This window comes from Streptomyces sp. PSU-S4-23 (assembly GCF_055632315.1).
On the sequence record NZ_JBVMUU010000002.1, the window covers coordinates 1,472,485 to 1,497,800 of the forward strand.

Annotated in this window: 19 protein-coding genes; 10 read left to right on the forward strand and 9 right to left on the reverse strand. The window is 73.3% G+C overall.

What is annotated here, in order from left to right; all coding sequences use genetic code 11:
- Positions 1 to 2: 2 nt before the first annotated feature.
- Complete coding sequence (locus tag ACZ79I_RS07535; protein ID WP_471495334.1) at positions 3 to 1,400, reverse strand: aldehyde dehydrogenase family protein; 1,398 nt, start codon at positions 1,398 to 1,400, stop codon at positions 3 to 5.
- 403 nt (positions 1,401 to 1,803) lie between these two features.
- On the opposite strand from ACZ79I_RS07535, the gene ACZ79I_RS07540 reads away from it, so the two are divergent.
- Complete coding sequence (locus tag ACZ79I_RS07540) at positions 1,804 to 4,764, forward strand: glycosyl hydrolase (protein ID WP_471495336.1); 2,961 nt, start codon at positions 1,804 to 1,806, stop codon at positions 4,762 to 4,764.
- Positions 4,765 to 4,866: 102 nt separating this feature from the next.
- Here ACZ79I_RS07540 and ACZ79I_RS07545 read toward each other — a convergent pair whose 3' ends face one another.
- The 4 genes from ACZ79I_RS07545 to ACZ79I_RS07560 all read right to left on the reverse strand — a co-directional run bounded on the left by ACZ79I_RS07545 (position 4,867) and on the right by ACZ79I_RS07560 (position 10,070).
- Positions 4,867 to 6,210 carry an ABC transporter ATP-binding protein gene (locus ACZ79I_RS07545; protein WP_471495338.1) on the reverse strand — a complete coding sequence of 448 codons (1,344 nt, stop codon included), beginning with the start codon at positions 6,208 to 6,210 and terminating at the stop codon, positions 4,867 to 4,869.
- 169 nt (positions 6,211 to 6,379) lie between these two features.
- On the reverse strand, positions 6,380 to 8,617 hold the full coding sequence (locus tag ACZ79I_RS07550) for a molybdopterin oxidoreductase family protein (RefSeq protein ID WP_471495340.1): 2,238 nt from the start codon (positions 8,615 to 8,617) through the stop codon (positions 6,380 to 6,382).
- Between the two features lie 151 nt (positions 8,618 to 8,768).
- Entirely contained in the window at positions 8,769 to 9,389 is a 621-nt protein-coding gene (locus ACZ79I_RS07555; protein ID WP_471495342.1) for a TetR/AcrR family transcriptional regulator, read from the reverse strand.
- A gap of 165 nt (positions 9,390 to 9,554) precedes the next feature.
- The gene (locus tag ACZ79I_RS07560; protein ID WP_471495344.1) at positions 9,555 to 10,070 is read right to left on the reverse strand and encodes a hypothetical protein; all 516 of its coding nucleotides are present in this window, start codon (positions 10,068 to 10,070) and stop codon (positions 9,555 to 9,557) included.
- Positions 10,071 to 10,239: 169 nt separating this feature from the next.
- Here ACZ79I_RS07560 and hmgA point away from each other — a divergent pair, with 169 nt between their 5' ends.
- The 4 genes from hmgA (at position 10,240) to ACZ79I_RS07580 (ending at position 14,827) form a co-directional block, all read left to right on the forward strand.
- Complete coding sequence (gene hmgA, locus ACZ79I_RS07565; RefSeq protein ID WP_471495346.1) at positions 10,240 to 11,559, forward strand: homogentisate 1,2-dioxygenase; 1,320 nt, start codon at positions 10,240 to 10,242, stop codon at positions 11,557 to 11,559.
- Positions 11,560 to 11,586: 27 nt separating this feature from the next.
- Positions 11,587 to 12,336, forward strand: a complete 750-nt coding sequence (locus tag ACZ79I_RS07570) for a GntR family transcriptional regulator (protein ID WP_471495348.1) — start codon at positions 11,587 to 11,589, stop codon at positions 12,334 to 12,336.
- Positions 12,337 to 12,348: 12 nt separating this feature from the next.
- Complete coding sequence (locus ACZ79I_RS07575; protein WP_471495350.1) at positions 12,349 to 13,524, forward strand: type ISP restriction/modification enzyme; 1,176 nt, start codon at positions 12,349 to 12,351, stop codon at positions 13,522 to 13,524.
- A 94-nt stretch (positions 13,525 to 13,618) separates the two neighbouring features.
- Positions 13,619 to 14,827, forward strand: a complete 1,209-nt coding sequence (locus ACZ79I_RS07580) for a CaiB/BaiF CoA transferase family protein (RefSeq protein ID WP_471495352.1) — start codon at positions 13,619 to 13,621, stop codon at positions 14,825 to 14,827.
- A 58-nt stretch (positions 14,828 to 14,885) separates the two neighbouring features.
- Here the strand turns inward: ACZ79I_RS07580 and ACZ79I_RS07585 are convergent, their stop codons facing one another.
- The 3 genes from ACZ79I_RS07585 to ACZ79I_RS07595 form a co-directional block, all read right to left on the reverse strand.
- Positions 14,886 to 15,155 (reverse strand): hypothetical protein, encoded by a 270-nt coding sequence (locus tag ACZ79I_RS07585; protein ID WP_471495354.1) that lies wholly within the window; start codon positions 15,153 to 15,155, stop codon positions 14,886 to 14,888.
- A 115-nt stretch (positions 15,156 to 15,270) separates the two neighbouring features.
- The gene (locus tag ACZ79I_RS07590; protein ID WP_471495356.1) at positions 15,271 to 16,092 is read right to left on the reverse strand and encodes an anti-sigma factor; all 822 of its coding nucleotides are present in this window, start codon (positions 16,090 to 16,092) and stop codon (positions 15,271 to 15,273) included.
- Complete coding sequence (locus ACZ79I_RS07595; RefSeq protein WP_471495358.1) at positions 16,089 to 16,631, reverse strand: sigma-70 family RNA polymerase sigma factor; 543 nt, start codon at positions 16,629 to 16,631, stop codon at positions 16,089 to 16,091. The genes ACZ79I_RS07590 and ACZ79I_RS07595 overlap by 4 nt, the downstream gene beginning before the upstream one ends.
- A gap of 207 nt (positions 16,632 to 16,838) precedes the next feature.
- Between ACZ79I_RS07595 and ACZ79I_RS07600 the strand changes: the two genes are divergently transcribed.
- From ACZ79I_RS07600 to ACZ79I_RS07615, 4 genes are all read left to right on the forward strand, one after another.
- Positions 16,839 to 18,365 (forward strand): DUF4331 domain-containing protein, encoded by a 1,527-nt coding sequence (locus ACZ79I_RS07600; RefSeq protein ID WP_471495360.1) that lies wholly within the window; start codon positions 16,839 to 16,841, stop codon positions 18,363 to 18,365.
- A 134-nt stretch (positions 18,366 to 18,499) separates the two neighbouring features.
- Positions 18,500 to 20,293, forward strand: coding sequence for a tetratricopeptide repeat protein (locus ACZ79I_RS07605; RefSeq protein ID WP_471495362.1), 1,794 nt, complete (start codon positions 18,500 to 18,502; stop codon positions 20,291 to 20,293).
- The gene (locus ACZ79I_RS07610) at positions 20,290 to 21,903 is read left to right on the forward strand and encodes a nickel transporter (RefSeq protein WP_471495364.1); all 1,614 of its coding nucleotides are present in this window, start codon (positions 20,290 to 20,292) and stop codon (positions 21,901 to 21,903) included. Before ACZ79I_RS07605 ends, ACZ79I_RS07610 begins: the two co-directional genes overlap by 4 nt.
- A gap of 63 nt (positions 21,904 to 21,966) precedes the next feature.
- Positions 21,967 to 23,577 carry a serine/threonine-protein kinase gene (locus ACZ79I_RS07615; protein WP_471495366.1) on the forward strand — a complete coding sequence of 537 codons (1,611 nt, stop codon included), beginning with the start codon at positions 21,967 to 21,969 and terminating at the stop codon, positions 23,575 to 23,577.
- A 25-nt stretch (positions 23,578 to 23,602) separates the two neighbouring features.
- Here ACZ79I_RS07615 and ACZ79I_RS07620 read toward each other — a convergent pair whose 3' ends face one another.
- Complete coding sequence (locus tag ACZ79I_RS07620) at positions 23,603 to 24,397, reverse strand: SGNH/GDSL hydrolase family protein (protein WP_471495368.1); 795 nt, start codon at positions 24,395 to 24,397, stop codon at positions 23,603 to 23,605.
- A gap of 368 nt (positions 24,398 to 24,765) precedes the next feature.
- Here ACZ79I_RS07620 and ACZ79I_RS07625 point away from each other — a divergent pair, with 368 nt between their 5' ends.
- Positions 24,766 to 25,107, forward strand: a complete 342-nt coding sequence (locus ACZ79I_RS07625) for a hypothetical protein (protein ID WP_471495370.1) — start codon at positions 24,766 to 24,768, stop codon at positions 25,105 to 25,107.
- Positions 25,108 to 25,316: the final 209 nt, after the last annotated feature.

Below are 25,316 nucleotides of genomic sequence, written 5' to 3' on the forward strand. Positions count from 1 at the left end.
GGCTAACGCTCCTGGAACTGGAGGGACTTGGTCTGGAGGTACTCGGCGAGCCCGTGCGCGCCCAGCTCGCGGCCCACCCCGGACTGCTTGTAGCCGCCGAACGGAGCAAGGGGGTTGAAGCGCCCGCCGTTGATGTCGACCTGCCCGGTCTCCAGCTTCCGTGCGAAGGCGACCGCCTCCGCGTCGTCGCCCGCCCAGACGGCGCCGGCGAGCCCGTACACCGTGCCGTTCGCGATCCGCAGGGCGTCCTCCTCGTCCTCGTAGCGCAGGATCGAGAGCACCGGTCCGAAGATCTCCTCCTGGGCGATGGTCATCTCGGGGGTCACGTCGGCGAAGACGGTGGGCTGCACGAAGTAGCCACGCTCGTGCGGGGATTCCGGGCCGCCGGCGACCAGCCGGGCGCCCTCCGCCACGCCCTTCTCGATGTACCCGCGCACGCGCGCCTGCTGCTTGGCGTTCACCACCGGGCCGATGCGGTCCCCGTACTTCCCGGCGGCCGCCGCGGCGAGCCCGACCGCCTCCTCGTACCGGTCCCGGTGCACCAGCATGCGCGTCCACGCGCTGCAGGTCTGGCCGGAGTTGGACATGACGTTGGCGACGCCGACGTTCACCGCCTTGGCGAGGTCCGCGCTCGGCAGGATGACGTTCGCGGACTTGCCGCCCAGTTCCAGGGCGACCTTCTTCACCGCGGCCCCGGCCGTCGCGCCGATCCGCCTGCCCACCGCCGTGGAGCCGGTGAAGGAGACCATGTCGACGCCCTCGTGCTCGGCGAGGGCCTGGCCGGCGACCGGGCCGAGGCCGGTGACCAGGTTGAACACGCCGGCCGGAACGCCCGCCTCGTGCACCGCCTCCGCGAACGACTGGGCGGTCAGCGGGGTGTCCTCGGCGGGCTTGAGGACGACCGTGCAGCCCGCCGCGAGCGCCGGGGCGACCTTGGCGACGATCTGGTGGAGCGGGTAGTTCCAGGGAGTGATGGCGCCCACGACGCCGACCGGCTCGTGGTGGATCACGGAGTTGCCGGCGTCCTCCTGGAAGGCGTGCGTCGCGGCCAGTTCGGCGTACGAGCCCGCGATCAGGATCGGCAGGCCCACATGGACGGACTGCGAGAACGAAAGCGGCGAGCCCAACTCGGCCGTCACGGTCCCGGCGATCTCGTCCTTGCGGGCGACGAGCGCGTCCCGCAGGGCCGTCAGGCGCGCGGCGCGTTCGGCCGGCGCGGTGGCCGCCCAGGCGGGCAGCGCGGCACGGGCCGCCCGCACCGCGGCGTCGATGTCCTCGACGGTGCCCGCGGGGACACGGCCGATGACCTGTTCGTCGACCGGGTTCACGACCTCGATCACGTCCGGGCCCGTGGCCGCGCGCCACGCGCCGTCGATGTACATGCCGTCGTGTGCCTGCATCGTCTTCCTCCTGGGCCGGGCGGCGTCGTCCGCGCCCCCGTACGGGCGATCGAGACCAAACTAGCGGTGTTAGTTTTGCCGCGCCAGGTCTGAGAGCGCTCTCAGAAGGACGTTCATCCACCGCACCGAGACACGAAGGCGAGCGGCGCCATCCGTCGTCTCGCATCGACCACCACTTCCGCCTCTCCGTGCGCGACCTTCCGGTGAAGGTCCGTTGCACAGTGTGTTGACGGCCCGGGGAGACCTCCCTAGCCTCCAGGTCACGAGAGCGCTCTCAAGCTGTATGCACGTCCCTCCTCCCTCGCACGCCGTGCGTGTGCGACCCCACCACAGGAGACCCCGGATGTTCAGAGACAGCGATCAACCTCCCCGTGCGGACCGCCGCTTGCGCAGCGCGTGGGCCGTGTCAGGCCGGCGCGCGGGAACGATCGGCCTCGTCGCGGCCCTTCTCGGCGCCGTCCTGATGGTGCTCAACCCCCGGACGGCCGGGGCCGACACGGTGGGCCAGGGCAGCTACACCACCCAGGCTCCCGGTCCGCTGCCGTCGGGCTGCGCCGACCTGTCGACCAATCCGCGCCACTGGGTGACGGCCCGCGCCCCGTCGGGAGCCGTGCCCACCAACGACTGGTGGTCCTCCATCCTGTGGAAGCGCACCAACTGCGCCTACGGAGAGCCGCTCTTCGCCCAGCCTCTCGGTTTCCGGGCCCAGTCGGGCGGACTGGGCGTCTCCTACAGCACCACGCCGTCGGTCTCCGGCGGCGCCAAGGGCGTGGGCGAGTACCACTTCGACTACAAGGAGGACTTCGTCGTCGGCGTCCTGGGCCTCGCGGCACCCGAGGTGAAGGTCGACGACTGGAGCGACTGGACCGTCAGCCCCTACTTCAGCGACGGAGCCCGCACCCTGCGGGCGACCATAGGCTCCGGTCTGCCGTTCGCCTACTTCCGGGCGGCCGGCGGCGATGCCCGGATCCAGGCGGCTTCCGGCGCGACGGTCGATGTGTGGTCCCGCTCCGGCCCGGCGGTCGGCTACACCGTCAACGGACACGACTACGTCGCCTTCGCCCCGGCCGGCGCCACCTGGTCGGTGAGCGGCTCCGCCCTCACGTCCTCACTCGCGGGCAAGGACTACTTCTCGGTCGCCGTGCTGCCGACCACGCCGTCCACCCCGGCGTCCGAGCGGGCCGCGCTCGCGGCCGAGTACGCCGCGTACGCCCACGACCACGTCACCGGGACGGCCGTCTCCTACCGGTACGACGAGGCGGACAGCACCGTCACCACGACCTACCGCTTCACGACCACCGCCCTGGAGGGATCACAGACGGGCACGGTCACGGCCCTGCTGCCGCACCAGTGGCGCCACCTCACGGACGAGAGCCCCCTGCCCCAGACCTACGTCTCGGCACGGGGCCCGTTGAAGGTGCTCACCGGCATCGCCTCCTTCACCACGTCGATGGTCTTCCACGGGGTGCTGCCCGAGGTGCCGGCGGTCGCCGACAGCTCCGGAGCCGACGCCACCACGCTGCAGGAGTACCTCAACGCCGAGAAGGCCGATCCGACCCGGCAGAAGAGCGACGACACCTACTGGACCGGCAAGGGCCTGGGACGCGCCGCGCGCCTGGCGGAGATCGCCGACCAGACCGGCAACACCGAGGTGCGCGACGCCGCGCTCGCCGCGATCAGGTCCAGGCTCACGGACTGGTTCACCGCCTCCCCGGACGAGACGGGCCATCTGTTCTACCTGGACGAGAAGTGGGGCACCCTGATCGGCTACCCGGCCTCCTACGGATCCGACCAGGAGCTGAACGACCACCACTTCCACTACGGCTACTACATCGCCGCGGCGGCGACCCTCGCCAGGTTCGACCCCACCTGGGCCGACGCCGCCCACTACGGCGGCATGGTCGATCTGCTCATCCGTGACGCCGACAACTACGACCGCGCGGACACGCGCTTCCCCTACCTGCGCGACTTCGACATCTACGGCGGCCACGACTGGGCCTCCGGCCACGGCTCGTTCGCCGCGGGCAACAACCAGGAGTCCTCGTCGGAGGGGATGAACTTCGACAACGCCCTCATCCAGTGGGGGATCGCGACCGGGAACAGGGCCGTGCGGGACGCCGGCATCTACATGTACACCACGCAGGCCGCTGCCGTTCAGGACTACTGGTTCGACACCCGCGACGAGATCTACCCGAGCACGTTCCCGCACCGGCAGGTCGGCATGGTCTGGGGCAACGGCGGAGCCTACGCGACCTGGTTCTCCAGCGCCCCGGAGCAGATCCAGGGCATCAATCTGCTGCCGGTGACCGGCGGGCACCTCTACCTCGGGTACGACCCGGCGTACGTCCGGGCCGACTACCAGGAGATGCTCGACCAGAGCGGCAAGACCCAGCCCACCGTCTGGACGGACATCTGGTACGAGTACCTGGCGCTCGGCGACGGCGGCGCGGCCCTGGACGCCTTCCGTTCCCACGCCGGCTTCACCTCCGAGGAGGGGGAGAGCAAGGCCCACACCTTCCACTGGATCCGCAATCTGGCGGCACTCGGCACCGTGGACACCACCGTCACGGCCGACACACCGCTGACCGCGGTGTTCGTGAAGAACGACGCGCGCACGTATGTCGCCGCCAACACCACATCCGCCGACACCACCGTGCACTTCTCCGACGGGACCACGGTGCAGGTGCCGGCGGGCAGGACGGTCGCCTCCGGGGCCCTCACCTGGAGCGGCGGCGGGGCGCCGGGCGGTCCGCTGCCCGGCCCGAGCGGTTCCGGGTCCCCGTCGCCCACCGGGTCCCCGTCGCCCACCGGATCCCCGTCGCCCACCGGATCCCCGTCGCCCACCGGATCCCCGTCGCCCACCGGATCCCCGTCGCCCACGGGCGGCCCGGGATCCTCGTCGACGCTGTACCTGCAGAGCGACGGGAGCCTGACGGGCGGCACACAGGCCGCCGGGAACGCCACCGTGGCGTCCGCCGACGGAACCAACCACGACGGCAGCCCCTACAGACCGCTCACGCTCACCGCCACCGGACTCGACCTCACCCGCAACGGCGACGCCACCGCCTTCGACCTCGCCGTCGACGCCGGCCCGGCCATCGGCAACGCCGTCCAGCTCCGGCTCTCGTACGACTGCACCGGAGACGGAAGCTGGGACCGGGTGGAGACCTACCGGTACTTCGCCACCGACCCGCTCCCCGGGTGGGAGCACTACACCGCCGCGGCAGGACTCCTCTCGGCAAGCGGCACGCCCTGCGACCTGAAGGGCGGAACCGTACAGGCCACCGTCTGGAACGCGCTCGGCAGCAGCCCCAGCACCCTCGGCACCGGCGACACATCGGTCCTGAGACTGCCGTACGGCTGACCCGGCTGACCCGGCGGGCCCCGTGCGGCCGGCGACGGGCCCGGGCCGGGCCGCCGCCGGCCGGGCGGGGTGCCGCGTCCGGCCGCGCGGCCGGCGGTGGGCTCACTCCTCCAGATCCGGCAGGTGCGCCGGCGCCGGGCAGACGCGCTGGCCGTGCTGGTCGAAGACGAACAGATGGGCGAGGTCGACCAGCAGGGGGACCTGCATCCCGTGGCGCAGCTCGATGTCGGGGGTCGTCCGCACGACCAGGTCGCCGGGCAGGCGGCCCGGCTCGGACGCCGGCTCGACGGGGCCGGGTTCCGCCTGCGCCGGACGGTCCAGGACCACGACCGGGCCGGCCCGCAGGGCGCCCGTGCGCTCCCGCAGCCGGTCCAGCACGGTGCCCTCGCGGCGGCGGCGCCGGACGGGCCGGGCCGGGCGCGGTGCCTCCAGCTCCGGTACGACCGCGGGCCGCGAGCCGGTGTCGAAGTGGACCAGGACCTCGTGCCCCTGGAACTCGACGTGCTCGACGAGCCCGCTGATCGCCACCTCCCGGGGCCGGGCGGCGGCGGCCGGGGCGATGCGCACCGCCTCCGACCGCAGCCCGACGATCACCTCACGGCCCTGCTGCACCCGCAGCAACTGGTGGTCGGGGCTGAGGGGTTCGGGCAGCCGCAGGCACTGGCGGCCGAGGCTGATCGACATGGCGCCGTCGAGCGGGGCACGGACGACCCCGCGCAGCAGATTGATGCGCGGAGTGCCGATGAAGGCCGCGACGAAGACGTTCTCGGGCAGCCCGTAGACCGTGCGCGGGGTGCCGAGCTGCTGCAGCACACCGCCGCGCAGCACCGCGACCCGGTCGCCGAGGGACATGGCCTCGGCCTGGTCGTGGGTGACGTAGACGGTGGTGACGCCCAGTTCCCGGGTGAGGCGGGAGATCTCGGCCCGCAGGTGGTTGCGGAGCTTGGCGTCGAGGTTGGAGAGCGGCTCGTCCATCAGGAACGCGGACGGGTGGCGGGCGATCGCCCGGCCCATGGCGACGCGCTGCCGCTCGCCGCCGGAGAGCTGGGCGGGGAAGCGGCCGAGGAGTTCCTCGATGCCGAGCATGCGGGCCGTGGCGTCCACGCGGGGGCGGGGGTCCTCGCCGGGGTTCTCGATGCGCAGCGGGAAGCCGATGTTGTCGCGGCTGGTCATGTTCGGGTAGAGGGCGAAGTTCTGGAAGACCATCGCGATGTCCCGTGCGGAGGGCGGCAGATCGTTGGCGTACTCGCCGTCGAGCCGTATCTCGCCCTCGCTCGCCTCCTCCAGTCCGGCGATCATCCTCAGCACGGTCGACTTGCCGCAGCCGGACGGGCCGAGCAGGACGAGGAATTCGCCGGGGCGGATGTCCAGCGACAACCGCTCCACCACGCGGACGCCGCGTGTGTAGGACTTGCTGACCTGGTGCAGGGAGATGGCACGTGTCATGGGTGTCCCCGGGGCTCACAGGAACCGCTGGTGCTGCGCGGCCGGCCGTCCCGTGCGGGTCGTACGGGACCGTGGGTCACGGAAGTTAACGGACGGCACGCGCCCGGGGGAAGGGACGTGACACGATCGGGCGTCCGGTCTCGCACGGTGAGAAAGCGGACGCTTCGGTTCAGTTCGTGGCCACCGGGGTCAGTTCGACGGGTATGCCGTTGAGGACCGCGTTGCCCGACAGGGGGTCGAGCAGGCTGCCGTCGAGGAGCTGGTTGACGTTGACGCCGGGGAACAGGGCGGCATGGCGCATCCGGGTGCCGGGCCGGTCGTGGCCCCAGCCGTGCGGAAGACTGACCACGCCGGGCAGGATGCCGTCGGTGACCTCGACGGGCGCGGTCACCGCTCCCCCGGCGCCCCCGACCCGTACCTGCGCGCCGTCGGCGAGCCCGAGCCGCTCGGCGTCATCGGGGTGGATGTGCAGGGTGCAGCGGTTGGAACCGCCGGTCAGCGCGGGCACGTTGTGCAGCCAGCTGTTGTTGGAGCGCAGATGGCGCCGCCCGACGAGCACGAGCCCGGCGGCGCGCTCGCCCAGGGCCCGCCTCAGGCGCGGCAGGTCGTCCGCGATCGGTCCCGGCAGCAGCTCCACCTTGCCGCTGGGGGTCTTCAGCGGCTGCGGCAGGCGGGGACCGAGCGGGCCGAGGTCGATCCCGTGCGGATGGGCGAGCAGCTTCTCCAGGGTGAGCCCGTCGGGCCGGGCACCGAACCCGTCGCCGTACGGGCCGAGGCGCAGCATCATGTCGAGCCGCCGCTCGGGACCGTTCTCGCCGCCGAGGCGGGCGGCCAGTTCGCGCGGATCGCGGCCGTGGACCGGTGAGTGCGCCTCGGTGACGGCCCTGCCGAGGGTCTGCTCGACGACCATGGCGTCCACGGTGTCCGGATCGGCGCCGTGCAGGCCCGTCGCGGCGAGGATCAGCCGCGCGTGGATCTCGGTCTCCGCCATGCGGCCCGGCTCCGGCGGGACGGCGGCGCGGGTGTAGCGGACCTGGTTGCGCACGGCCAGGGAGTTGAAGGCGAAGTCGAAGTGGGCGGCCTGGGAGGGCGGGGGCGGCGGCAGCACGACGTGCGCGTGGCGTGAGGTCTCGTTGAGGTACGGGTCGACGCTGACCATGAAGTCGAGCGAGCCGAGCGCCTTGTCGAGCCGGTCTCCGTCCGGCGCGGAGAGCACGGGGTTGGCGGCGACGGCGATGACGGCGCGCACCGGGCTGCCCTCGTCGGTGGCGGTGTCGATCTCCTCGGCGAGCGCGGCGATCGGCAGCTCCCCCTTGGCCTCGGGGTGCCGGCGCACCCGCGAGTGCCACCGCCCGAGCGCGAAGCCGCGGCCGGGCCCGGCGGGGCGCGGGGATCTGCCGGTGGCCGACAGCGGGAAGAGAACGCCGCCGGGCCGGTCGAGGTTGCCGGTGAGGATGTTGAGCACGTCGACGAGCCAGCTGGCCAGGGTGCCGTGCGGAACGGTGCACGTGCCGATGCGTGCGTAGACGGCGGCGGTGGGCGCTGCCGCGAGCGCGCGGGCGAGGCCGCGGATGGTGTCCGCCTCGACGCCGCACGCCGCGGAGGCGGCCTCGGGGGTGAAGTGGCGTGCCTCCGCGGCCAGGTCCCCGATCCCCTGCACATGCGGGGCGAGGTCCCCGAGGTCGACGAGGTCCTCCTCGAAGAGGACGTGCACCATTGCCGCGAGCAGCAGGGCGTCGGTGCCGGGACGGATCGCGATGTGCCGGTCCGCGAGCCGGGCGGTACGGGTGCGGCGCGGATCGATCACGGTGAGGGTGCCGCCGCGGGCCCTGAGCGCCTTCAGCTTTCCGGGGAAGTCGGGCGCCGTGCACAGACTCCCGTTGGACTCCAGCGGGTTGGCGCCGATGAGCAGGAGGTGGCCGGTGCGGTCGAGGTCGGGCACGGGGATGGCGCCCGCGTCTCCGTACAGCAGCCCGCTGGAGACGTGCTTGGGCATCTGGTCCAGCGTGGATGCCGTGAACACGCTGTGGGTGCGCAGACCCGCGAGCAGGAGCGGTGGGTAGAGGGCGCCGGCCATGGTGTGCACGTTCGGGTTGCCGAGGACGACCCCGACGGCATGGGGTCCGTGCCGCTCCACGACGGGCCGCAGTCCCGCGGCGACGGCGTCGAACGCCTCCTCCCAGGTGGCCTCGCACAGTTCCCCGTCCCGGCGCACGAGGGGTGCGCGCAGCCGGTCCGGATCGGAGTCGGCGGCCCCGAAGGAGGCGCCCTTGGGGCAGACGAACCCCTTGCTGAACACATCGTCACGGTCGCCGCGGGCGCCGGTGACACGGGTGCCCTCAAGGGTCAGCGTCAGCCCGCAGGTGGCCTCGCAGAGCGGGCAGATACGCAGGGCGGTGCGGGACACGGGTCCTCCCGGAGGCGTGGCGGCGGCAGGGCGCACGAACAAGGGGGAGCATACCGACCGGTACGCACGGAGGGGAGGGGTTGCGGCCGGCCCGTACTCCGGAGATCCGCGAGGACCCTGGGCCGGCGGGCCGGGGCCGCCCGGGGCGCGGTCAGTCCAGCGCCCGCTCCATGTACGCCCGCAGAAGGCCGCGCATCTCGTCGACGATCTTCTCATCGCCCTCGGGGTCCACCCGGAAGGCCAGCTGTATGAGGGTGTCGGCCGTTTCCACCGCGATCAGGAACGTGCGGCGCAGGTCCTCGTCCGGTGCGCGGTCGAGGTAACCGGACAGGAGGTCCATGAGGCGGTCGGCGACGCGCCGGTTGGGCTCGGAATGGCGGACGCCGACGGGGATCTGGTTGCCGAAGTCCACGAGGGCGAACCCGGGCGCCGTGCGCTTCATGTCGAGGTACTCGTCCAGGACCACGTCCATGGCCTCGCGCCAGCCGCCCTCGCCCCCCGCCTCCGTCAGCCGCCGGACCACGCGCTCGGTGTAGCGCTCCAGGTTGCGTTCGGCGAGGGCGTCGGCCATCGCCCGCTTGTTGCCGAAGAAGCGGTACACGGATCCGATGGGCACGCCCGCCCGCAGGGCCACGGCCCGGGTGCTCAGGGCGTCGTAGCCGACCTCGTCGAGCAGATCGGCGCAGGCGTCGAGGATTCTGGTCAGTCGTTCCGCGCTACGGCGTTGTACGGGCGCGCGGCGCAGCGATGTCGCGTGGGGCACGGGTTTCATGATGCCTTTCCGCCGGGGGCCGGTGAACCTCGCCCGGCTGTACGGAAAGGATCGGCCCGGCCACTCACCGAGCGAGTCGCCGGAACCACTCAGAGTCACGCCGCCCCATCCGGAACCCGGTCAGGCGCTCACCGGCGGGCTCACCGACTCTCCGGGCTCACCGGCTCACCGGCTCACCGTGGTCTCCATGCCCGACGCCGTGATGTCGGCCGTGCCCTCGACCGCCCTGCCGTCCACCGCCCACACCGTCTCGTCGTCCGCGTACAGCCGGGCCGTCACATGGTGCGTACCGCGCGGCACCAGCCGGCCGGGGAGGTGGTAGTCGGGGGCGCGCAGCCGCACCAGCGAGTGGCCGTCCAGGTAGAGCCGGGCGAGGCCGCGGCCGGCCACGGCCACCGGCGGGGCGCCGGCGGGCGAGAAGCGGAAGGCGCGGACCGTCAGCCGCACGTCCCAGCCACCGCCGGAGTCCGGCTCGACCACAACCGCCACCCGGGGCGCGCCCGTCTTGTCGACTTCACGGTAGTGCCGCCCTTCCTCGTCCGTGTCCTTCAGCACCTTGCCCACCGGCGAGGCCGTCATCCCGCCCTTCCGCTCGTGCGCGTCGCCCGAGCCGCAGCCGGCCGAGCCGCCGAGCAGGGCACCCACCGCGAGCGCGGCGAGCAGTCCGCGCGTCCACGACATGCCGGCGAGCGTAGGGCACCCGGCCGACGGCCGGATCCGTCTGGAGGCTGGTTCCCGCGTCCTCCGCACGACGGTCCCGGAACGCCTCCCTCCGCTCCACCGCCCCCTTGCGCACGCGCCGCCCCGAATCCTACGGTGATGCATAGGAATCAGTGACAAGGGAGCGGTGATGAGCGGGGACGAGGCGAGGAAGACCGCGGAGGGACTGTCGTATCTCTCCGGTTTCGGCAACGAGCACAGCTCGGAGGCGGTCCCGGGCGCGCTGCCCGAGGGCCGCAACTCACCGCAGCGCGCACCGCTCGGGCTGTACGCGGAGCAGCTGAGCGGTACGGCGTTCACCGAACCGCGCGCGCACAACCGCCGTTCGTGGCTGTACCGCATCCGCCCCTCGGCGGCGCACCCGGCCTTCACCCGCACGGGCAACGGCACGCTCCGCTCGGCACCGTTCACGCAGACGGTGCCCGACCCCAACCGGCTGCGCTGGGACCCGCTGCCCGAGCCCCCGGCGGGGACGGACTTCCTGGCCGCCCTGTGGACGGTCGGCGGCAACGGCGACGCCACCCAGCGCGCCGGCATGGCCGTGCACCTCTACCACGCCAACGCGTCCATGGAGCGCGTGTTCAGCGACGCCGACGGCGAGCTGCTGATCGTCCCCGAGCGCGGCGGGCTGCTGCTGCACACCGAGTTCGGGATGCTGCACGCGGAGCCCGGCCATGTGGCGCTGGTCCCCCGCGGCGTCCGCTTCCGGGTGACGCTGCTCGACGACACGGCGCGGGGCTATGTGTGCGAAAACTACGGCGCCCCCTTCCGCCTCCCCGACCTCGGCCCGATCGGCGCCAACGGGCTGGCGGCCGCCCGGGACTTCCAGGCACCGGTCGCGGCGTACGAGGACGTCGAGGGCCCGGTCGAGGTGGTCAACAAGTTCTGCGGCAACCTCTGGACGGCGACCTATGACCACTCGCCGCTCGATGTCGTCGCCTGGCACGGCAACCATGTGCCGTACCTCTACGACCTGCGCCGGTTCAATGTGATCGGCAGCATCAGCTACGACCACCCGGACCCGTCGATCTTCACGGTGCTGACCTCGCCGAGCGACACCCCCGGCCTGGCGGGCATCGACTTCGTCGTCTTCGCGCCCCGCTGGCTGGTGGGCGAGGACACCTTCCGGCCGCCCTACTTCCACCGGAACGTGATGAGCGAGTACATGGGCCTCGTCGAGGGCGCCTACGACGCCAAGGCGGAGGGCTTCGTGCCCGGCGGCGGCTCACTGCACAACATGATGTCGGCGCACGGTCCGGACCGGGAGACGTTCGAGAAGGCGAGCGCCGCCGAGCTGAGCCCGCAGAAGGTGGACGACGGGCTGGCCTTCATGTTCGAGACGCGCTGGCCGGTGACCCTCACGCCGCACGCGGTGCGGGCCGAGCACCTGCAACGCGGGTACGACGACGTGTGGCGGGGCCTCGAACGTCACTTCCGCCCGTTGCACTGAGCGCCGCCGACCGGTACGGATAGCCCCGTGACCTCATTCGCCCCGGACTCGATCGTCCTGAACCGAAAGCTGCCGCTCTGGTATCAGGTGTCGCAGTCGCTGCGCGCCTCGATACTCGGCCGCTCCCCCCGGGACCCGCTGCGTCTGCCCACCGAGGAGCAGTTGGCGGGGCACTACGGGGTGAGCGTGCTGACCATGCGGCAGGCGCTGAAGGAGCTGGAGGACGAGGGGCTGATCACGCGCCACCGCCGGCGCGGCACGTTCATCGAGCCCAGCGCGCGCAGGGGCGCCCCGGTCCGGCTCCTCGGCTCGGTGGACGCCATCGTGGCCCAGCAGTCCGGCATGACGACCGAACTGCTGGACCACGGCCGGGCGCCGGTGCCGCCCGGACTCGCCGAGCACTTCCCGGACCTCGCCGAGGTGGCGACGTACCACCGGCTGCGCAGCGACGAGAAGACGGGCGAGCCGACCAACCACGCCCGCAACTACGTCCGCCCGGAGCTGGCCGGGCGCATCGTCCCCGGCGACCTGGTCCGCTGGCCGATGACCAAGGTGCTGCGGGACGTGGTGGGCGCGGACATCAGCCGCATCACGGACACCGTGGAGGCCCGGCTCGCGGACCCGGAGACGGCACGGCTGCTGCACGTCCCGCTGCTCAGCCCGATCCTGCACTACACGGGTGTCACCTACGACTCCGGCGGGCGGCCCCTCGATGTGGCGGTGATCCACTACCGCGGGGACCGCTTCTCCTTCACGGTCACCCTCGAGGCCACCTGACCCCGTCGTACGATGCCCGGCGTGACGCACGACGACGCTCCGCTGCTGGCGGACCTCATGCCGTGGTCCGTCGCCCCCCTGCGGCCGGGCCGCGCCTGGCCGTCGGCGCCCGACGCGGCCTCCCTGAAGGCCCGCTGGGACGCCTTCGTGAAGGCCGAAGGCCCCGCCCGGGAGGCCCTGTTCGCGCCGACCCGCGCCCGTACGCTGCACTCGGCGGTCGGGCAGCTGCCGGGCCACCCGTGCGGCACCGAGCGGCTGATCCGCGCCTCGGGCCCCTGCCCGGAGCCCGTGCGTGTGCTGCACGCGCCGTTCGACGAGCAGTGGCTGATCCCCGACCACCGTCTGATCGACGCGGCACGGCCGGAGCTGTGGCGGGTGGCGGACGGGCACCAGGTCTTCGCCGTGGAGACGGGCGCCGCCCCCGGCTCCCGCGAGCCCCTCCTGATCGCGACGTCGCTGATGCCCGCGCTCCGCTCCGGCCGCATCCGCCCGCTGTTCCGCCGCCCCGGCGGCGAGGAGCCCAATCTGGCACCCGGACTGCTGGCGCATCTGGAGGCCCGGCTGGGCCTGACCCCGGCCCCGGTGGACCTCCTCGCCTGGATCCTGGCCGCGGCGCGCCCCGGGCCCGAGGCTCCGCTCGTCCCGCTCACCGAGGACGCCGCGCTGTGGACGGAGGGCGTCGAGCTGGGCCACCGCATGCTCTGGCTGATGCGCCGCGACGGCGAACGCCCCAAGCTTCCCGGCGGTCGACGCCCGTATGTCCGCGCCCCGTTGCCGCCCGTCCCGCCCTCCCTCCACTACGACGCCGACGAGGAGACCCTCCACCTCGGGGAGGGCCGCATCTCGCCGGTGCCGCCCGCCGCCTGGGACTTCGAGTCGGGCGGCCTGCGGGTGCTGGAGGAGTGGTTCGCGGCCCGGACCGCCCGGGCCGAGCCGGGCACCCTGGCGGCGATCCGCCCGGCCGCCTGGCCGCAGCCGTGGACCTCGGAGCTGCTGGAGCTGATCACCGTCCTGGCCCTGCTGGCGGAGCTGCGTCCGCGGCAGGCCGGCCTGACCGTGACCGCGCCGGTGACGGCCGGCGACCTGCGCACGGCGGGTGTGCTGCCGGTACCGGACGCCGCACGCCGCCCCGCGTCGGTGCTGGACCACCGCGAAGAGGGCCCCGAGGGGCAGTTCGCGCTGGTCTAGGACCACGGCCCCGCGGGACCGGCGGGGCGGACGCCGGCCGTCCATGACACCCACGTGTGACGCCGCCCGCTGACAAGGGCGTCACCCTCGGGACATGATCCATCCCATGGCTCCTCTTCCGCTGCCCCTGGAGGGCATCACCGTCGTCGCCGTCGAGCAGGCCGTCGCCGCACCGTTCGCGACCCGGCAGCTCGCCGACCTCGGCGCCCGCGTGATCAAGGTCGAGCGGGTGGACGGCGGTGACTTCGCCCGCGGCTACGACACCGCCGCCCGCGGGCTGGCCTCGCACTTCGTGTGGTGCAACCGCGGCAAGGAGTCGATCGCCCTGGACCTCAAGGACCCCCGCGGGCTGGACGTGGTACGGCGGCTGGTCTCGGACGCGGACGTCTTCGTGCAGAACCTCGCCCACGGCGCCGCCGCCCGTCTCGGCCTGGACGCGGCCACGTTGTGCGCGGCCCATCCGCGGCTGATCGCGGTGGACATCTCGGGCTACGGGCCGTCGGGGCCGTACGCGGACAAGCGGGCGTACGACATGCTCGTGCAGTGCGAGGCGGGGCTGGTGTCGGTCACCGGGACGCCGCGGCAGCCGGTGAAGGCGGGGATCCCGGCGGCCGACATCGCGGCGGCCATGTACGCGTTCTCGGGGGTGCTGGCGGCGCTCGTCCGGCGGGGCACGACCGGACGCGGCGGGCCGGTCGAGATCTCCATGCTGGAGGCGCTCGCCGAGTGGATGGGACATCCGCTGCACCATGTGATGCACGACGGCACTCCCCCGGCGCGCACGGGCCTGGCGCACGCCGTCATCGCGCCCTACGACGCCTATCCCACGGCGGACGGCGGGCGGGTGCTGCTGTCCGTGCAGAACGACCGGGAGTGGCGGCGGCTCGCCGCGCAGGTCCTCGGCCGCCCCGAGTGGGGAACCGACCCGGCGTACGCGACGAACGCCGCGCGCGTCGCCCACCGGGAGGACACGGACACCCTGGTCGCCGAGGCGCTGGGAGCGCTCGGCACGGATGAGGCCGTGGCCCGGCTGGAGGCCGCCGGCATCGCGTGCGCACGCCTCAGGGACGTGCGGGAGGTGGCGGCGCACCCTCAGCTGGCGGCCCGGGAACGGTGGCGGGAGGTGGGGACGCCGGTGGGGCCGCTGCGGGCACTGCTGCCGCCGATCACGCTGCCGGGCGGGGACGAGGCGCGGATGGGGGAGGTGCCCGCGCTCGGAGAGCACACCGAGGCGCTGCTGCGTGCCGTGGGGATGACGGACGACGAGATCGCAGCGCTGCGCCGGGACGGTGTGGCCGCCTGAGCGCGGGCTCCTTGCGGAACGCCCGCCTGTCGGGCGTCGGGCGGAACGCCGGTGTCGCTCAGCGCCCGCCGAACAGCGAACGGCGCAGACGGCGCAGCGGCGCGAACAGCGAGACCCCGCGCATGCGGGCCCCCCTGCCACTGCGGTCGTGCGCGGTGTCACGTGCGGTCAGCTCACGCATCAGCGAGGTCGCCTCGACCGTCTCACGCTGCGGGACGGCGGGGCCGGCAAGCACCGAGAGATGGCGGTCGAGGCGCGAACTGGTCGCGCTGCTCCCGCAGGTGATCGCAGGGACCCTCGCCCTGCTGCGCACTGTTATCCGTTCCATGTCACTCCCCACCCGTACGAGTCCACCCGGCCCGGGCAGAGTAACCCTATCGCTCCCTCGTGGCACTCGTGTATCGCGGGCGCAGGATTCACCTGAGCCGTCAGGGCGTTGACGACTACTCACCGAATCCGACGGAGCGCAGGGCGAGTTGGACAACTGGCTGGCCGGTGGGCTGTGGTGAGCCGCCGCCGGGTTCCACGGTCACGGCCAGTGACGTCGCGGACCTGCCGATCCCGCTCGCGACCAGGGGCGTGTCGCCCTGGAACAGACCGAGGGAGCGTGGTTGCACATCGGGGCGCATGAGCCAGAGTTGATGCACACGGCCGCGGGGAGGTGCGCCCAGTCCGCTGAGGGTCACGACGGCGCGCCCCTCGGACGCGGAGGCGACCACGGCGATCCCTCGCCCCTCGGCGTCCCGGTCACCGGTGGCACGGGCGTCGGGGGCGGCGAGGACGGCGGCGATCCGGCGCGCCTGCGCTCGCTCCGCGTCGAGTTCGTCCTGCGTGCGCGTGGCCTGGACGGCGAACAGCGCGGCGACGACGAGGGCCGCGGCGGCCGTGGCGGTGGCGAGCGGGCCGAAGAGAGGGCGCAGCCGGGGCGCACGGGCGCGCGGGGGCGGCGGTGCGGTGCCCCAGACGTGCGGCGGCAGGTGCGGTTCCCGGGTGGGGGGCACGTCCGGTGCGGGCGCGGGGTCCTGCGGGAGGTTCCGTACCGCGGTCAGCACTCGGTCCCGCAGGCCGGGCGGGGCCGGGGCCGTCGTGGACCAGGCGAGGCGGACGGCGTCCTCCGACAGGGCGCGCACGTCCGCGGCGCAGCGGTCGCAGTGCTTGAGGTGCTTCTCGAAGCGGCGCCGTTCGCCGGGTTCGAGCGCGTCCAGCGCGTAGGGGGCGGCGAGCGAGTGCAGATCGCCGGGGCGCAGACGGGAGAAGACGCTCATGCGGCACCTCCCAGGCACTCGCGCAGCCGGGTGAGTCCGTCGCGCATTCTCGTCTTGACCGTACCGAGCGGGAGTCTGAGCCGCTCGGCCACCTCACGGTACGTGTAGCCGTCGTAGTAGGCGAGCGTGACGGACTGGCGCTGCAGCGCGGTGAGGCGGTCCAGGCAGCGGCGCACCCACTCGCGTTCCAGGCCCGCCTCCACCTCCTCGGCGACCTGGTCGAAGGCGGGATGGTGGGCGCGCCGGGCCTCGCGCTGCTCGCGTTCGCCGGCCGCACGGGCGCTGCGCACCCGGTCGACGGCGCGGCGGTGGGCCAGGGTGAGGATCCACGACAGCGCGCTGCCGCGGCCGGGGTCGAACCGCGGGGCGGAACGCCACAGTTCGAGCAGCACCTCCTGAGCCACCTCCTCCGACTGGGCGGGGTCCCGCACAACCCGGCGCACCAGCCCGAACACCGGCCCGGACACCAGTCCGTACAGGTCCTCGAATGCCTTCTGGTCGCCCCCGGCCACGAGCACCAGAAGTTCGTCCGCCTCCACTCGTATCCCCCTCTCCGCCGCCGCACACGGCCCGGTTGCTCCACTGTGGCATTCGGAGCGCTCACGCCCTCGGACGGTGGTACGGATCAGCCTGCCGAAAACGCGGGTCGAGCAGGCACGAAATGAGTTTTCGGGTTCGACCAATCCGCCTCGGCCGCCGCTCCGAATCCCCGTGCGTCAGGCAAGTTGGCACTGAGGACGGACGGCATGACACCTTTCTCCAGGAGCAGCGTGGGGCGCGGGAGTCTCGCGGCCCTCATCTGTGGCGCACTGGCGGCCGGAGGGCTCGCGGCCGCCGGCGTGACCGCGCTGGAACCGGGGGCGGCCTCCGCCTCCTCCCACCGGGAGGCTCCGCTGATCTCGGGGCAGCCGCAGTACGACAACACGGACCTGTACGCGTTCGTGAGCCCCGACAAGCCGGACACGACGACGGTCATCGCGAACTTCGTCCCGTTCGAGGAGCCGGCGGGCGGCCCCAACTTCTACACGTTCGCGGACGACGCGCAGTACGACATCCACGTCGACAACGACGGGGACGCGCAGGGCGAGCTGGTCTTCCGGTACACGTTCAAGACCCATGTCAAGAACAAGAACACGTTCCTCTACAACACGGGTCCGGTGGACAGCCTCGACGACCCCGACCTCAACGTGACGCAGACCTACGACATCGACCTCGTCAAGCTGCACAAGCAGAGGCTCGTCGCGAAGACGAAGATCGCGGACAATGTGCCGGTGGCTCCGTCGAACGTCGGCAAGGCGTCGATGCCGGACTACGGCAAGCTCCGCGACCAGGCCGTCCACAAGCTCGCGGGCGGCGCGACGACGTTCGCGGGGCAGGCGGACGACCCGTTCTTCGCCGACCTGCGCGTCTTCGACCTGCTGTACGGCGGGAACCTCTCGGAGGTCGGCCGGGACACGCTGAAGGAGTACAACGTCAACTCCCTCGCGCTGCAGGTGCCGAACGACCTGATCCGCGAGTCGGCGCACCAGCCGGTGGTCGGCATCTGGTCGACGGTCCAGCGCAAGGACGCGCACGGCGACTGGACGCAGGTCTCCCGCCTCGGCAACCCGCTGGTCAACGAGGTGGTCAACCCGCAGAAGGACAAGGACAAATTCAACGCGTCCGCGCCGTGGTACGACGCGCAGTTCCTCAAGAACGTGACCAACCCGGAGCTGCCGAAGCTCATCGAGGCGATCTACAAGATCAAGGCTCCGGCCGAGCCCCGCAACGACCTGGTGGACGTCTTCCTGAAGGGCGTCAAGGGCCTCAACCAGCCGCCGGACGTACGGCCGGCGGAGGAACTGCGGCTCAACACCTCGATCCAGCCTGCCGCCGACCCGAAGCGGCTCGGCGTGCTCGACGGCGACAACGCGGGCTTCCCGAACGGGCGCCGGCTCACCGACGACGTGATCGACGAGGCGCTCCAGGTGGTGGAGGGCGAGCTGGTCGGCTCGAAGAACGACCTGGGCGACGCGGTCGACGCGAACGACAAGAAGTTCGGGCACTCCTTCCCGTACCTGGCCGAGCCGACCTCGGGCTCGCGCGGCCCGCTGGCGAAGGGCACCGGGAACAACGTGCGCAACCAGCTGGGCGACGGACTGGTGCCGGCCGGTTCGAGCGGCTCCGGCACCACGCTGATCGCGGCCTCCGCGGCGGCCGGCGCGGCCGGGTTCCTGCTGATCGCCGGCGCGCTGATGTGGTGGCGCCGGCGCGCCCGCTACCGGGCGTACTGATCCGCCCGCGACGGGGCCGCCCCGGTGGCCCCGTCCCCCCGACCGGCGCGGCCCGTACCCTCCCATCCCCCACGGCGCGGGCCGCGCCGCCCCACCCCGACGACCGTTTCCGCCCAGGAGATTGAGGAGAGGGCATGTCCCCGCGTACGAACGCAAGCGCGCCGGAGAGCGGGCACGGCGGCCGCCCGGAGGCCCAGCCGGCGGGGCCCGCAGCCGAGCGGGAGACCGCGCGCGCCGACTCGTCCGCCGAGAAGGCCGCGGACACGGCTCCGGCTCCCGGCCCCGGCGAGAGCGCCTCCACCTCGGAACCCGGGAGCGGCACCGGGGCGCCCGGCACGAACACGGCCACCACCGCAGACCCGGCCGGCGAACACGAGCAAGCCGGCACGACGATCCCGGACACGACCACCACCGCGGAGCCGGCCGGCCGTCCCGGACGGGCCGGCGCGACCGCCGCGCCGGCCGTCTCCACCGCCGAACGGGCCACCCCGTCCCCCGCGGGCACCGGCTCCCGCGCCGAGCCGGCCGGCGAGCCGGCGTCGCCCGCGCCGGCCGGCGGCGACGAGCGGATCGTCGCGCTGCGGAGGTTCTCCGCGTCGGGGCGCCGCTGGCGTGCGCTGCAACTCGGGCTGTGGGCCGCCTCGTTGGCCGTCGCGCTCACCGCCGGGGCCGTGGTCGTCGGGGCCGTGCGGAACAGCGGCACGGCCCCGGTCGCCGCCACGCCCGGCGGTGTCTCGCCCGCCCTGCTCGCCGGTGGCGACCTGGACTCCGGCATCCGCGCCCTGCAGACCCATCTCCGCGCCCAGCCACGGGACCACGGCAGCTGGGCGACGCTCGGTCTCGCCTACGTCGAGCAGGCCCGCACCGAGGGCGACCCCTCCCGCTACCCGCAGGCGCAGCGCGCCCTCGACCGGTCGCTGAGGCTGCGCCCGGGCAACGACGCCGCGCTCGCCGGCCGCGCCGCCCTCGCCGCGGCCCGGCACGACTTCGCCGGCGCCCTCACCTACGCGGACCAGGCCCTGCAGCAGAACCCGTACAGCGAGCGCGCCCTGTCCTCCCGTGTCGACGCGCTCGTCGAACTCGGCCGCTACTCCGACGCCTCGAAGGCCGCGGACCTGGCCGACGCGCGCCGGCCCGGCGTCCCCGTGTTCACGCGCTACGCCTACGTCCACGAGCTGCGCGGCGACGTGACGACCGCCCGCCGCGTCCTGGAGCAGGCCCTGGGCACGGCGACGAGCCGCGGCGACATCGCGTACGTGGCCACCGCGCTGGGCCAACTCGCCTGGAGCCAGGGCCAGTACGCCACCGCCCTCGCCCACTACGCCCGCGCGCTGGCAGCCGACGACGCCTATCTCCCGGCGCTTGAGGGCCGCGCCCGCGCCCAGGCGGCGCGGGGCGACACCGAGGCGGCGATCCGCGGCATGGAGCAGGTCGTCGACCGCGCGCCGCTGCCGCAGTCCCTGGTGGAACTCGGCGAACTGTACGAGGCACGGGGCAAGGAGGGCGACCGGGCCAGGGCACACGACCAGTACGCCCTCGTCGACGCCTGGGTCTCGCTGGCCCGCGCGAACGGCGTCGACGCCGACCTCGACACGGCGCTCGCCGCCGCCGACCACGGCGACCGGGCGGCCGCGCTGAGGGCGGCCCGCGCCGAGTGGGCGCGGCGCCACACCGTGCACACCGCGGACGCCCTCGCATGGGCCCTGCACATGAGCGGCCGCGACCGGGAGGCCCTGCCGTACGCCCGGCAGGCCACGGCCACCGGTTACCGCAACGCGGCCTTCCTCTACCACCGCGGCATGATCGAGCGCGCCACGGGTCGTCCGCGGCAGGCCCGCGCCACCCTCACGGCGGCGCTGAGGCTCAACGCCGGCTTCTCGCCGCTGGGTTCGCGCACGGCCCGTGAGGCGCTGGAGGCGGTGAAGTGAACCTCCGTCGCCTCGCCGCCTCCGGCGCGGCCGTGCTCACGGCCGTCTGCGCGCTCGTCCTGGTGCCCGCCGGGCAGGCCGGCGCCCACCCTCTCGGCAACTTCACCGTCAACCGGTACGACGGCCTGGTCGCCGCGCCGGGACGGCTGCGGGTCGACCACGTCGAGGACCTCGCGGAGATCCCGGCCACCCAGGCGAAGCCGGACATCGCGCGGCTGGGCCTGACCGAGTGGGCCCGGCAGCGGTGCGAGAAGGCCGCCGCGGGCAGCACGGTCACCGTCGGCGGGCGCCCGGCCGCGCTGGCCGTCGGTGCGAGCCGCGCGCAGCGGCGCCCCGGCCAGGCGGGGCTGGACACGCTGCGCGTGGAGTGCCGGCTGACGGCGCCGCTGCCCAGGGGCGGCACCGTCACCCTGGGCTTCCACAGCGCGGGCACGGCCACCGGGCCCGGCTGGCGGGAGGTCACCGCGCGGGGCGACCGTATGACGCTCACCGCCTCGAATGTGCCGACGACCTCGGTGTCCCGCGAACTGACCGGTTATCCGAAGGAGTTGCTCTCCTCGCCGGCCGACACCGTCAGCGCGTCCCTGCGCGTGCGCCCGGGCGGCCCCGCCCTGGCCGACGACCGGCGGGACGCGCCGGCCGCCGCCGTGCTGCCGCGCGGCGCCGACCGCTGGACCCGGGCGCTGGACGATCTGGTCGCCCGCCACGACCTGACGCCGGGCTTCGCCGCGCTGGCCCTGGTCGTCGCGGTCGGTCTCGGCGCGATGCACGCGCTCGCCCCGGGCCACGGAAAGACCCTGATGGCGGCGACGGCGGCGGCCCGTGGCGGCCGGGCGCGGCTCAGGGACGTGCTGCCCCTGGCCGCGTCGGTGACGGTCACCCACACCCTGGGCGTGGTCGCGCTGGGCCTGCTGGTCACGGCGGGTTCGGCGGCGGCGCCGTCGGTGATCGCATGGCTGGGCCTGGCGAGCGGGCTCCTGGTGACGGTGGCGGGTGCGTCGCTCGTACGACGGGCCTGGCACAACCGGGCTCACGCGGACGGGCGTCCGCACGCCCATGAGCACCACCACGGCCACCGGCCCGCGCACCGGTCCCCACACGGCGCGCACGAACACGCGCACGCGCACTCCCACGCGGGGACCGCGCACGGGCACGGCCACGAGGACGCCCGCCCGCACCCGGACCCGGACCCGGACCCCGGGCACGGCCACACCCACGGCGTCCCCCACACCCACGGCGGCGTCCCCCACACCCATCCCACCGCCCCCACACTGCGCGGCACGATCCTCCTCGGCTTCGCGGGCGGGCTCGTGCCCAGCCCCTCCGCCGTGGTGGTCCTGGTCGGCGCGGCCGCCCTCGGCCAGGCATGGTTCGGTCTTCTGCTCGTGGTCGCCTACGGTGCCGGGCTCGCCCTGACACTGACGGCCGCCGGGTTCGCCGTGGTCAGGCTCGGCAGCGGGATGAACCGCGTCCTGGACCGGCGCCCCGGCTGGGCCCGCGGTCCGGCCGCGGCTCTGCTCCGCAGGACCGCACCGCTGGGGTCCGCGTTCGTCGTCCTGGCCCTGGGAGCCGGACTCGTGTTCAAGGGGGCGGCATCCGCACTCGGTTGAGCTACTTTTGGGGAGATATCACGCGGAGTGGATACATCGCGCGGATGCGAATGGGGGACGCCCGTGTCCGAAGAAGCCGGCCATGAACGTGTGATCGCGGGGCGCTACCGCCTGTCGTCCCCGCTCGGCCAGGGCGGTATGGGCACGGTGTGGCGGGCGCGTGACGAGGTCCTGCACCGCGAGGTGGCCGTCAAGGAGGTGCGCGCCCCGGCCGGGCTTGCGGCGGCCGACGTCGAGCGCATGTACGCGCGGCTGGAGCGCGAGGCGTGGGCGGCCGCCAGGGTCGCGAACCGGAACGTGGTGACGGTGTACGACGTGGCCACCGAGGACGGCCGTCCCTGGATCGTGATGGAGCTGGTCCGCGGCATCGCCCTGTCGGACCTGCTGGACGCGGAGGGCCCGATCACTCCGCAGCGGGCCGCGCACATCGGCGCCGAGGTGCTCGCCGCCCTGCGCGCCGCGCACGCGGTGGGGGTGCTGCACCGCGATGTCAAGCCGGCCAACGTCCTGCTGGCGAACGACGGCCGGGTGGTGCTGACGGACTTCGGCATCGCCACCGTGGAGGGCAGCTCCGCACTGACCATGACCGGCGAGGTCATCGGCTCGCCCGAGTTCCTGGCGCCGGAGCGGGCGCTCGGGCGCACGCCGGGCCCGCAGTCCGATCTGTGGTCGCTGGGCGTGCTGCTGTACGCGGCGGTCGAGGGCAATTCGCCGTTCCGGCAGAACACCCCGCTGAGCACGCTGCGGGCCGTCGTCGACGAGGAGTTGCCGCCGCCCCGCCGGGCCGGCCCGCTGGCCCCGGTGATCGAGGGGCTGCTGCGCAAGGACCCGGCGGAGCGGATCTCCGCAGAAGGGGCGGAGCGGGAGCTGCGGGCCGTCGCCGCGGGCGGCGCCCCCGCCGGCGTCCCCCGCACCGGCGCCTCCGCGTACACGCCGACCGTCGCGGCCTTCCCCGGCCCGGCGGAGCCGCCCACCACGCCCCTGCCGGGACGCGGGCCCGCCCGGACCGCGCCGCTCGCCCCGCCCGCGCCCGCGGGCCGCCCGCGCGACCGCCGGGCGGCCGTCGCCCTGGTCGCGGGCGTGACCGCCCTCGCGCTCGCCGCCGCGGGGCTGACGTACGCCCTGATGAACCGTGACAACGGCGGTGCGGGCAAGGCCGGTACGAGCAGCGGGCCCGCCGACGCGGGCGCGGGCGGCGGGAGTCCGGGCAGCGGGCGGGAGAGCACCGGCACGGCCACCGCTCCCACCGGCGGCTCCGCTTCGGGCACCGGCGGCGGTCGCACGACGAGCCCGCCCGCCCAGTACGTCCGGGTGACGGTCACGGGCACGCACACCGACTACTCCGGCGCCTGCCCTCCACCGGAGGCGCAGGCGCCCACGTTCACGGCGACGTTCACGGTGGGCAGCGTTCCCGTCGACGTGTCCTACCGCTGGGTCACCCGGACGGGGCAGGTGTCGGATCCGGGCTGGAGGACGCTGTCGTTCGCCGAGGGCGACGGGAGGACCAAGCAGACGCGGGTCATCGTCACCGCGTACGAGACGGGCGGAACCATCCGCAACGAGATCGGCGTCGAGGTGCGCGATCCGGTGCACGTCACGTCCGGTTCCGTGCCGTTCTCGGTGACGTGCGGAACGGAGACCCCGACGGACGGGGCCTCCCCTTCTTCTTCCTGACCGTCGGGCCGGTTCTTCCCGACCGTCAGGCCGCGCTGTTGAGCACGGGCAGGTAGCCGCCGGACTGGCCGCCCGCGGTCGGGTGGTAGGACTCGCCGATGTTCAGCCAGTTGACGCTGTGCAGCCAGGGGCTGCCGGAGCAGATCTCGTGGCCGCTGAAGGTGGTGCGGACGTCACCGAAGGTGAAGCCGTGGTCGGCCGCGCGCTTGGCGATCGCCGCGTTCATGTAGTCGGACGCGTCGTTGATCGCGGCCCGCTTGGTCTCGGACAGTCCGACGCAGGACGTACCGAGCTTGTAGAAGCGGGGGTAGCCGAGGACGACGACGTGCGCCGAGGGTGCCTTGGCGCTGATCGCCGAGTACACGGTGTCCAGCCGGCCGGGCAGGGTGGAGTCGACGTATGCCCTGGCCGTCGCGATCCGCGACAGGCAGTCGTTGTCGTTCCCGAGCACGCAGGTGAGCATGACGTCGGCGAAGCCCGCGTCGTTGCCGCCGATGCTGATGGAGACGAGGTTGGTCGCGGAGTTGAGGGTGCCGAGCTGGTTGTTGATCACGTCGGTCGTGACGGCGCCCGAGCACGCCAGGAAACTGAACGAGGCCGGTGAATGGGCGGCCTGCCACAGGTAGGGGTATGCCTTCGTGCTGCGCTTGCAGTCGCCGCTCTCGCTGGTGTAGCTGCCCGCACCGACGCCCGAGGAGTAGGAGTCGCCGAGGGCAACGTAGTTGACGCCCGCCGCCTGCGCCGTGCCGGCCCCGGCCAGGGCCAGTCCGATGGCAAGGAAGAGTGAAGTCACGTATGCGGTAAGTCGGAAACGTCTCATGGAACCTCCCTTTAGCAGGATCTCTGCGTCAACTTTGGTACCAGCTACGCGTGTTGACTGGAAGTGTTCATGCCAACATTGTTGAAGACCGGTCAGCGCCGAACAGGCCGCTCACCTGGGGCGCCGAGCTGGCAAGCATGCCCATGACATCTAAAGGCGCGCTTAAAGACCCCTCGGATCAAAGGCGGACCGGAACACGCGCCCACCGCTTGCGCGTCTTGACGACCCCCTCTTCGCTGCGCGACATTGAAGCCCGGCATCCGGCGCTTCGGGGGGCAAAGTCGCCAATGCAGACCTTACGTATCAAGCCACCTTCATCAGGCGGGGACGGGCGCCCTGGACGGGATCCGGGGAGGGACCTGATCCCCTTGCTCGGGGGCGCGGCGTTCACCGTCGCAGCGGTCGGCGCCATCCTCGCGCTCGTCGACGCGGGTTCACCGCTGCGCGGCCCGTTCACCTTGTTCTTCCTGCTCGCCGCACCGGCGACGGCCGTGGGAGCCGCCCTGCGCGGCCTGGACCCGGCGGCCCGAGCCGTGGTGTCCGTCGCGGGAGCGATCGCGGTCGACCTGCTCGTCGCCCAGGGCATGCTGGCGGTGCACCGGTGGTCGGTCCGGGGCGGAATCCTCGCGGTGACCGTGATCAGCTGCGTCGTTCTCCTGCTGGTACTGGCACGACGGCGGCGCCGCCGTGCGGCGGGAGGAGCGGCCTGACCATGGGACGGCCGACGCGGCCGGAATTCTCCGCGCAGGCCGGCCCTGCCTCAAACGGATGAGGAAAATCCGTTCGAGATATCAAGTAACGGTCATACCAATAAAAATGAGGGGGACACCGCAGGTCTTGCCATAAAGTCGCAATCGTCAATACCGTCGTACATCCACCCGCATCGGTCCATCATCAAGCGGCTCCAGGGGAGGGCTCA

What these genes read in the sequence shown, in the direction of transcription:
- ACZ79I_RS07535 (WP_471495334.1), bottom strand. Translation starts at nt 1,400, where the DNA reads ATGCAGGCACACGACGGCATGTACATCGACGGCGCGTGGCGCGCGGCC.
- ACZ79I_RS07545 (WP_471495338.1), bottom strand. Translation starts at nt 6,210, where the DNA reads ATGACACGTGCCATCTCCCTGCACCAGGTCAGCAAGTCCTACACACGC.
- ACZ79I_RS07555 (WP_471495342.1), bottom strand. Translation starts at nt 9,389, where the DNA reads ATGAAACCCGTGCCCCACGCGACATCGCTGCGCCGCGCGCCCGTACAA.
- ACZ79I_RS07560 (WP_471495344.1), bottom strand. Translation starts at nt 10,070, where the DNA reads ATGTCGTGGACGCGCGGACTGCTCGCCGCGCTCGCGGTGGGTGCCCTG.
- hmgA (WP_471495346.1), top strand. Translation starts at nt 10,240, where the DNA reads ATGAGCGGGGACGAGGCGAGGAAGACCGCGGAGGGACTGTCGTATCTC.
- ACZ79I_RS07575 (WP_471495350.1), top strand. Translation starts at nt 12,349, where the DNA reads ATGCCCGGCGTGACGCACGACGACGCTCCGCTGCTGGCGGACCTCATG.
- ACZ79I_RS07580 (WP_471495352.1), top strand. Translation starts at nt 13,619, where the DNA reads ATGATCCATCCCATGGCTCCTCTTCCGCTGCCCCTGGAGGGCATCACC.
- ACZ79I_RS07585 (WP_471495354.1), bottom strand. Translation starts at nt 15,155, where the DNA reads ATGGAACGGATAACAGTGCGCAGCAGGGCGAGGGTCCCTGCGATCACC.
- ACZ79I_RS07590 (WP_471495356.1), bottom strand. Translation starts at nt 16,092, where the DNA reads ATGAGCGTCTTCTCCCGTCTGCGCCCCGGCGATCTGCACTCGCTCGCC.
- ACZ79I_RS07600 (WP_471495360.1), top strand. Translation starts at nt 16,839, where the DNA reads ATGACACCTTTCTCCAGGAGCAGCGTGGGGCGCGGGAGTCTCGCGGCC.
- ACZ79I_RS07605 (WP_471495362.1), top strand. Translation starts at nt 18,500, where the DNA reads ATGTCCCCGCGTACGAACGCAAGCGCGCCGGAGAGCGGGCACGGCGGC.
- ACZ79I_RS07620 (WP_471495368.1), bottom strand. Translation starts at nt 24,397, where the DNA reads ATGAGACGTTTCCGACTTACCGCATACGTGACTTCACTCTTCCTTGCC.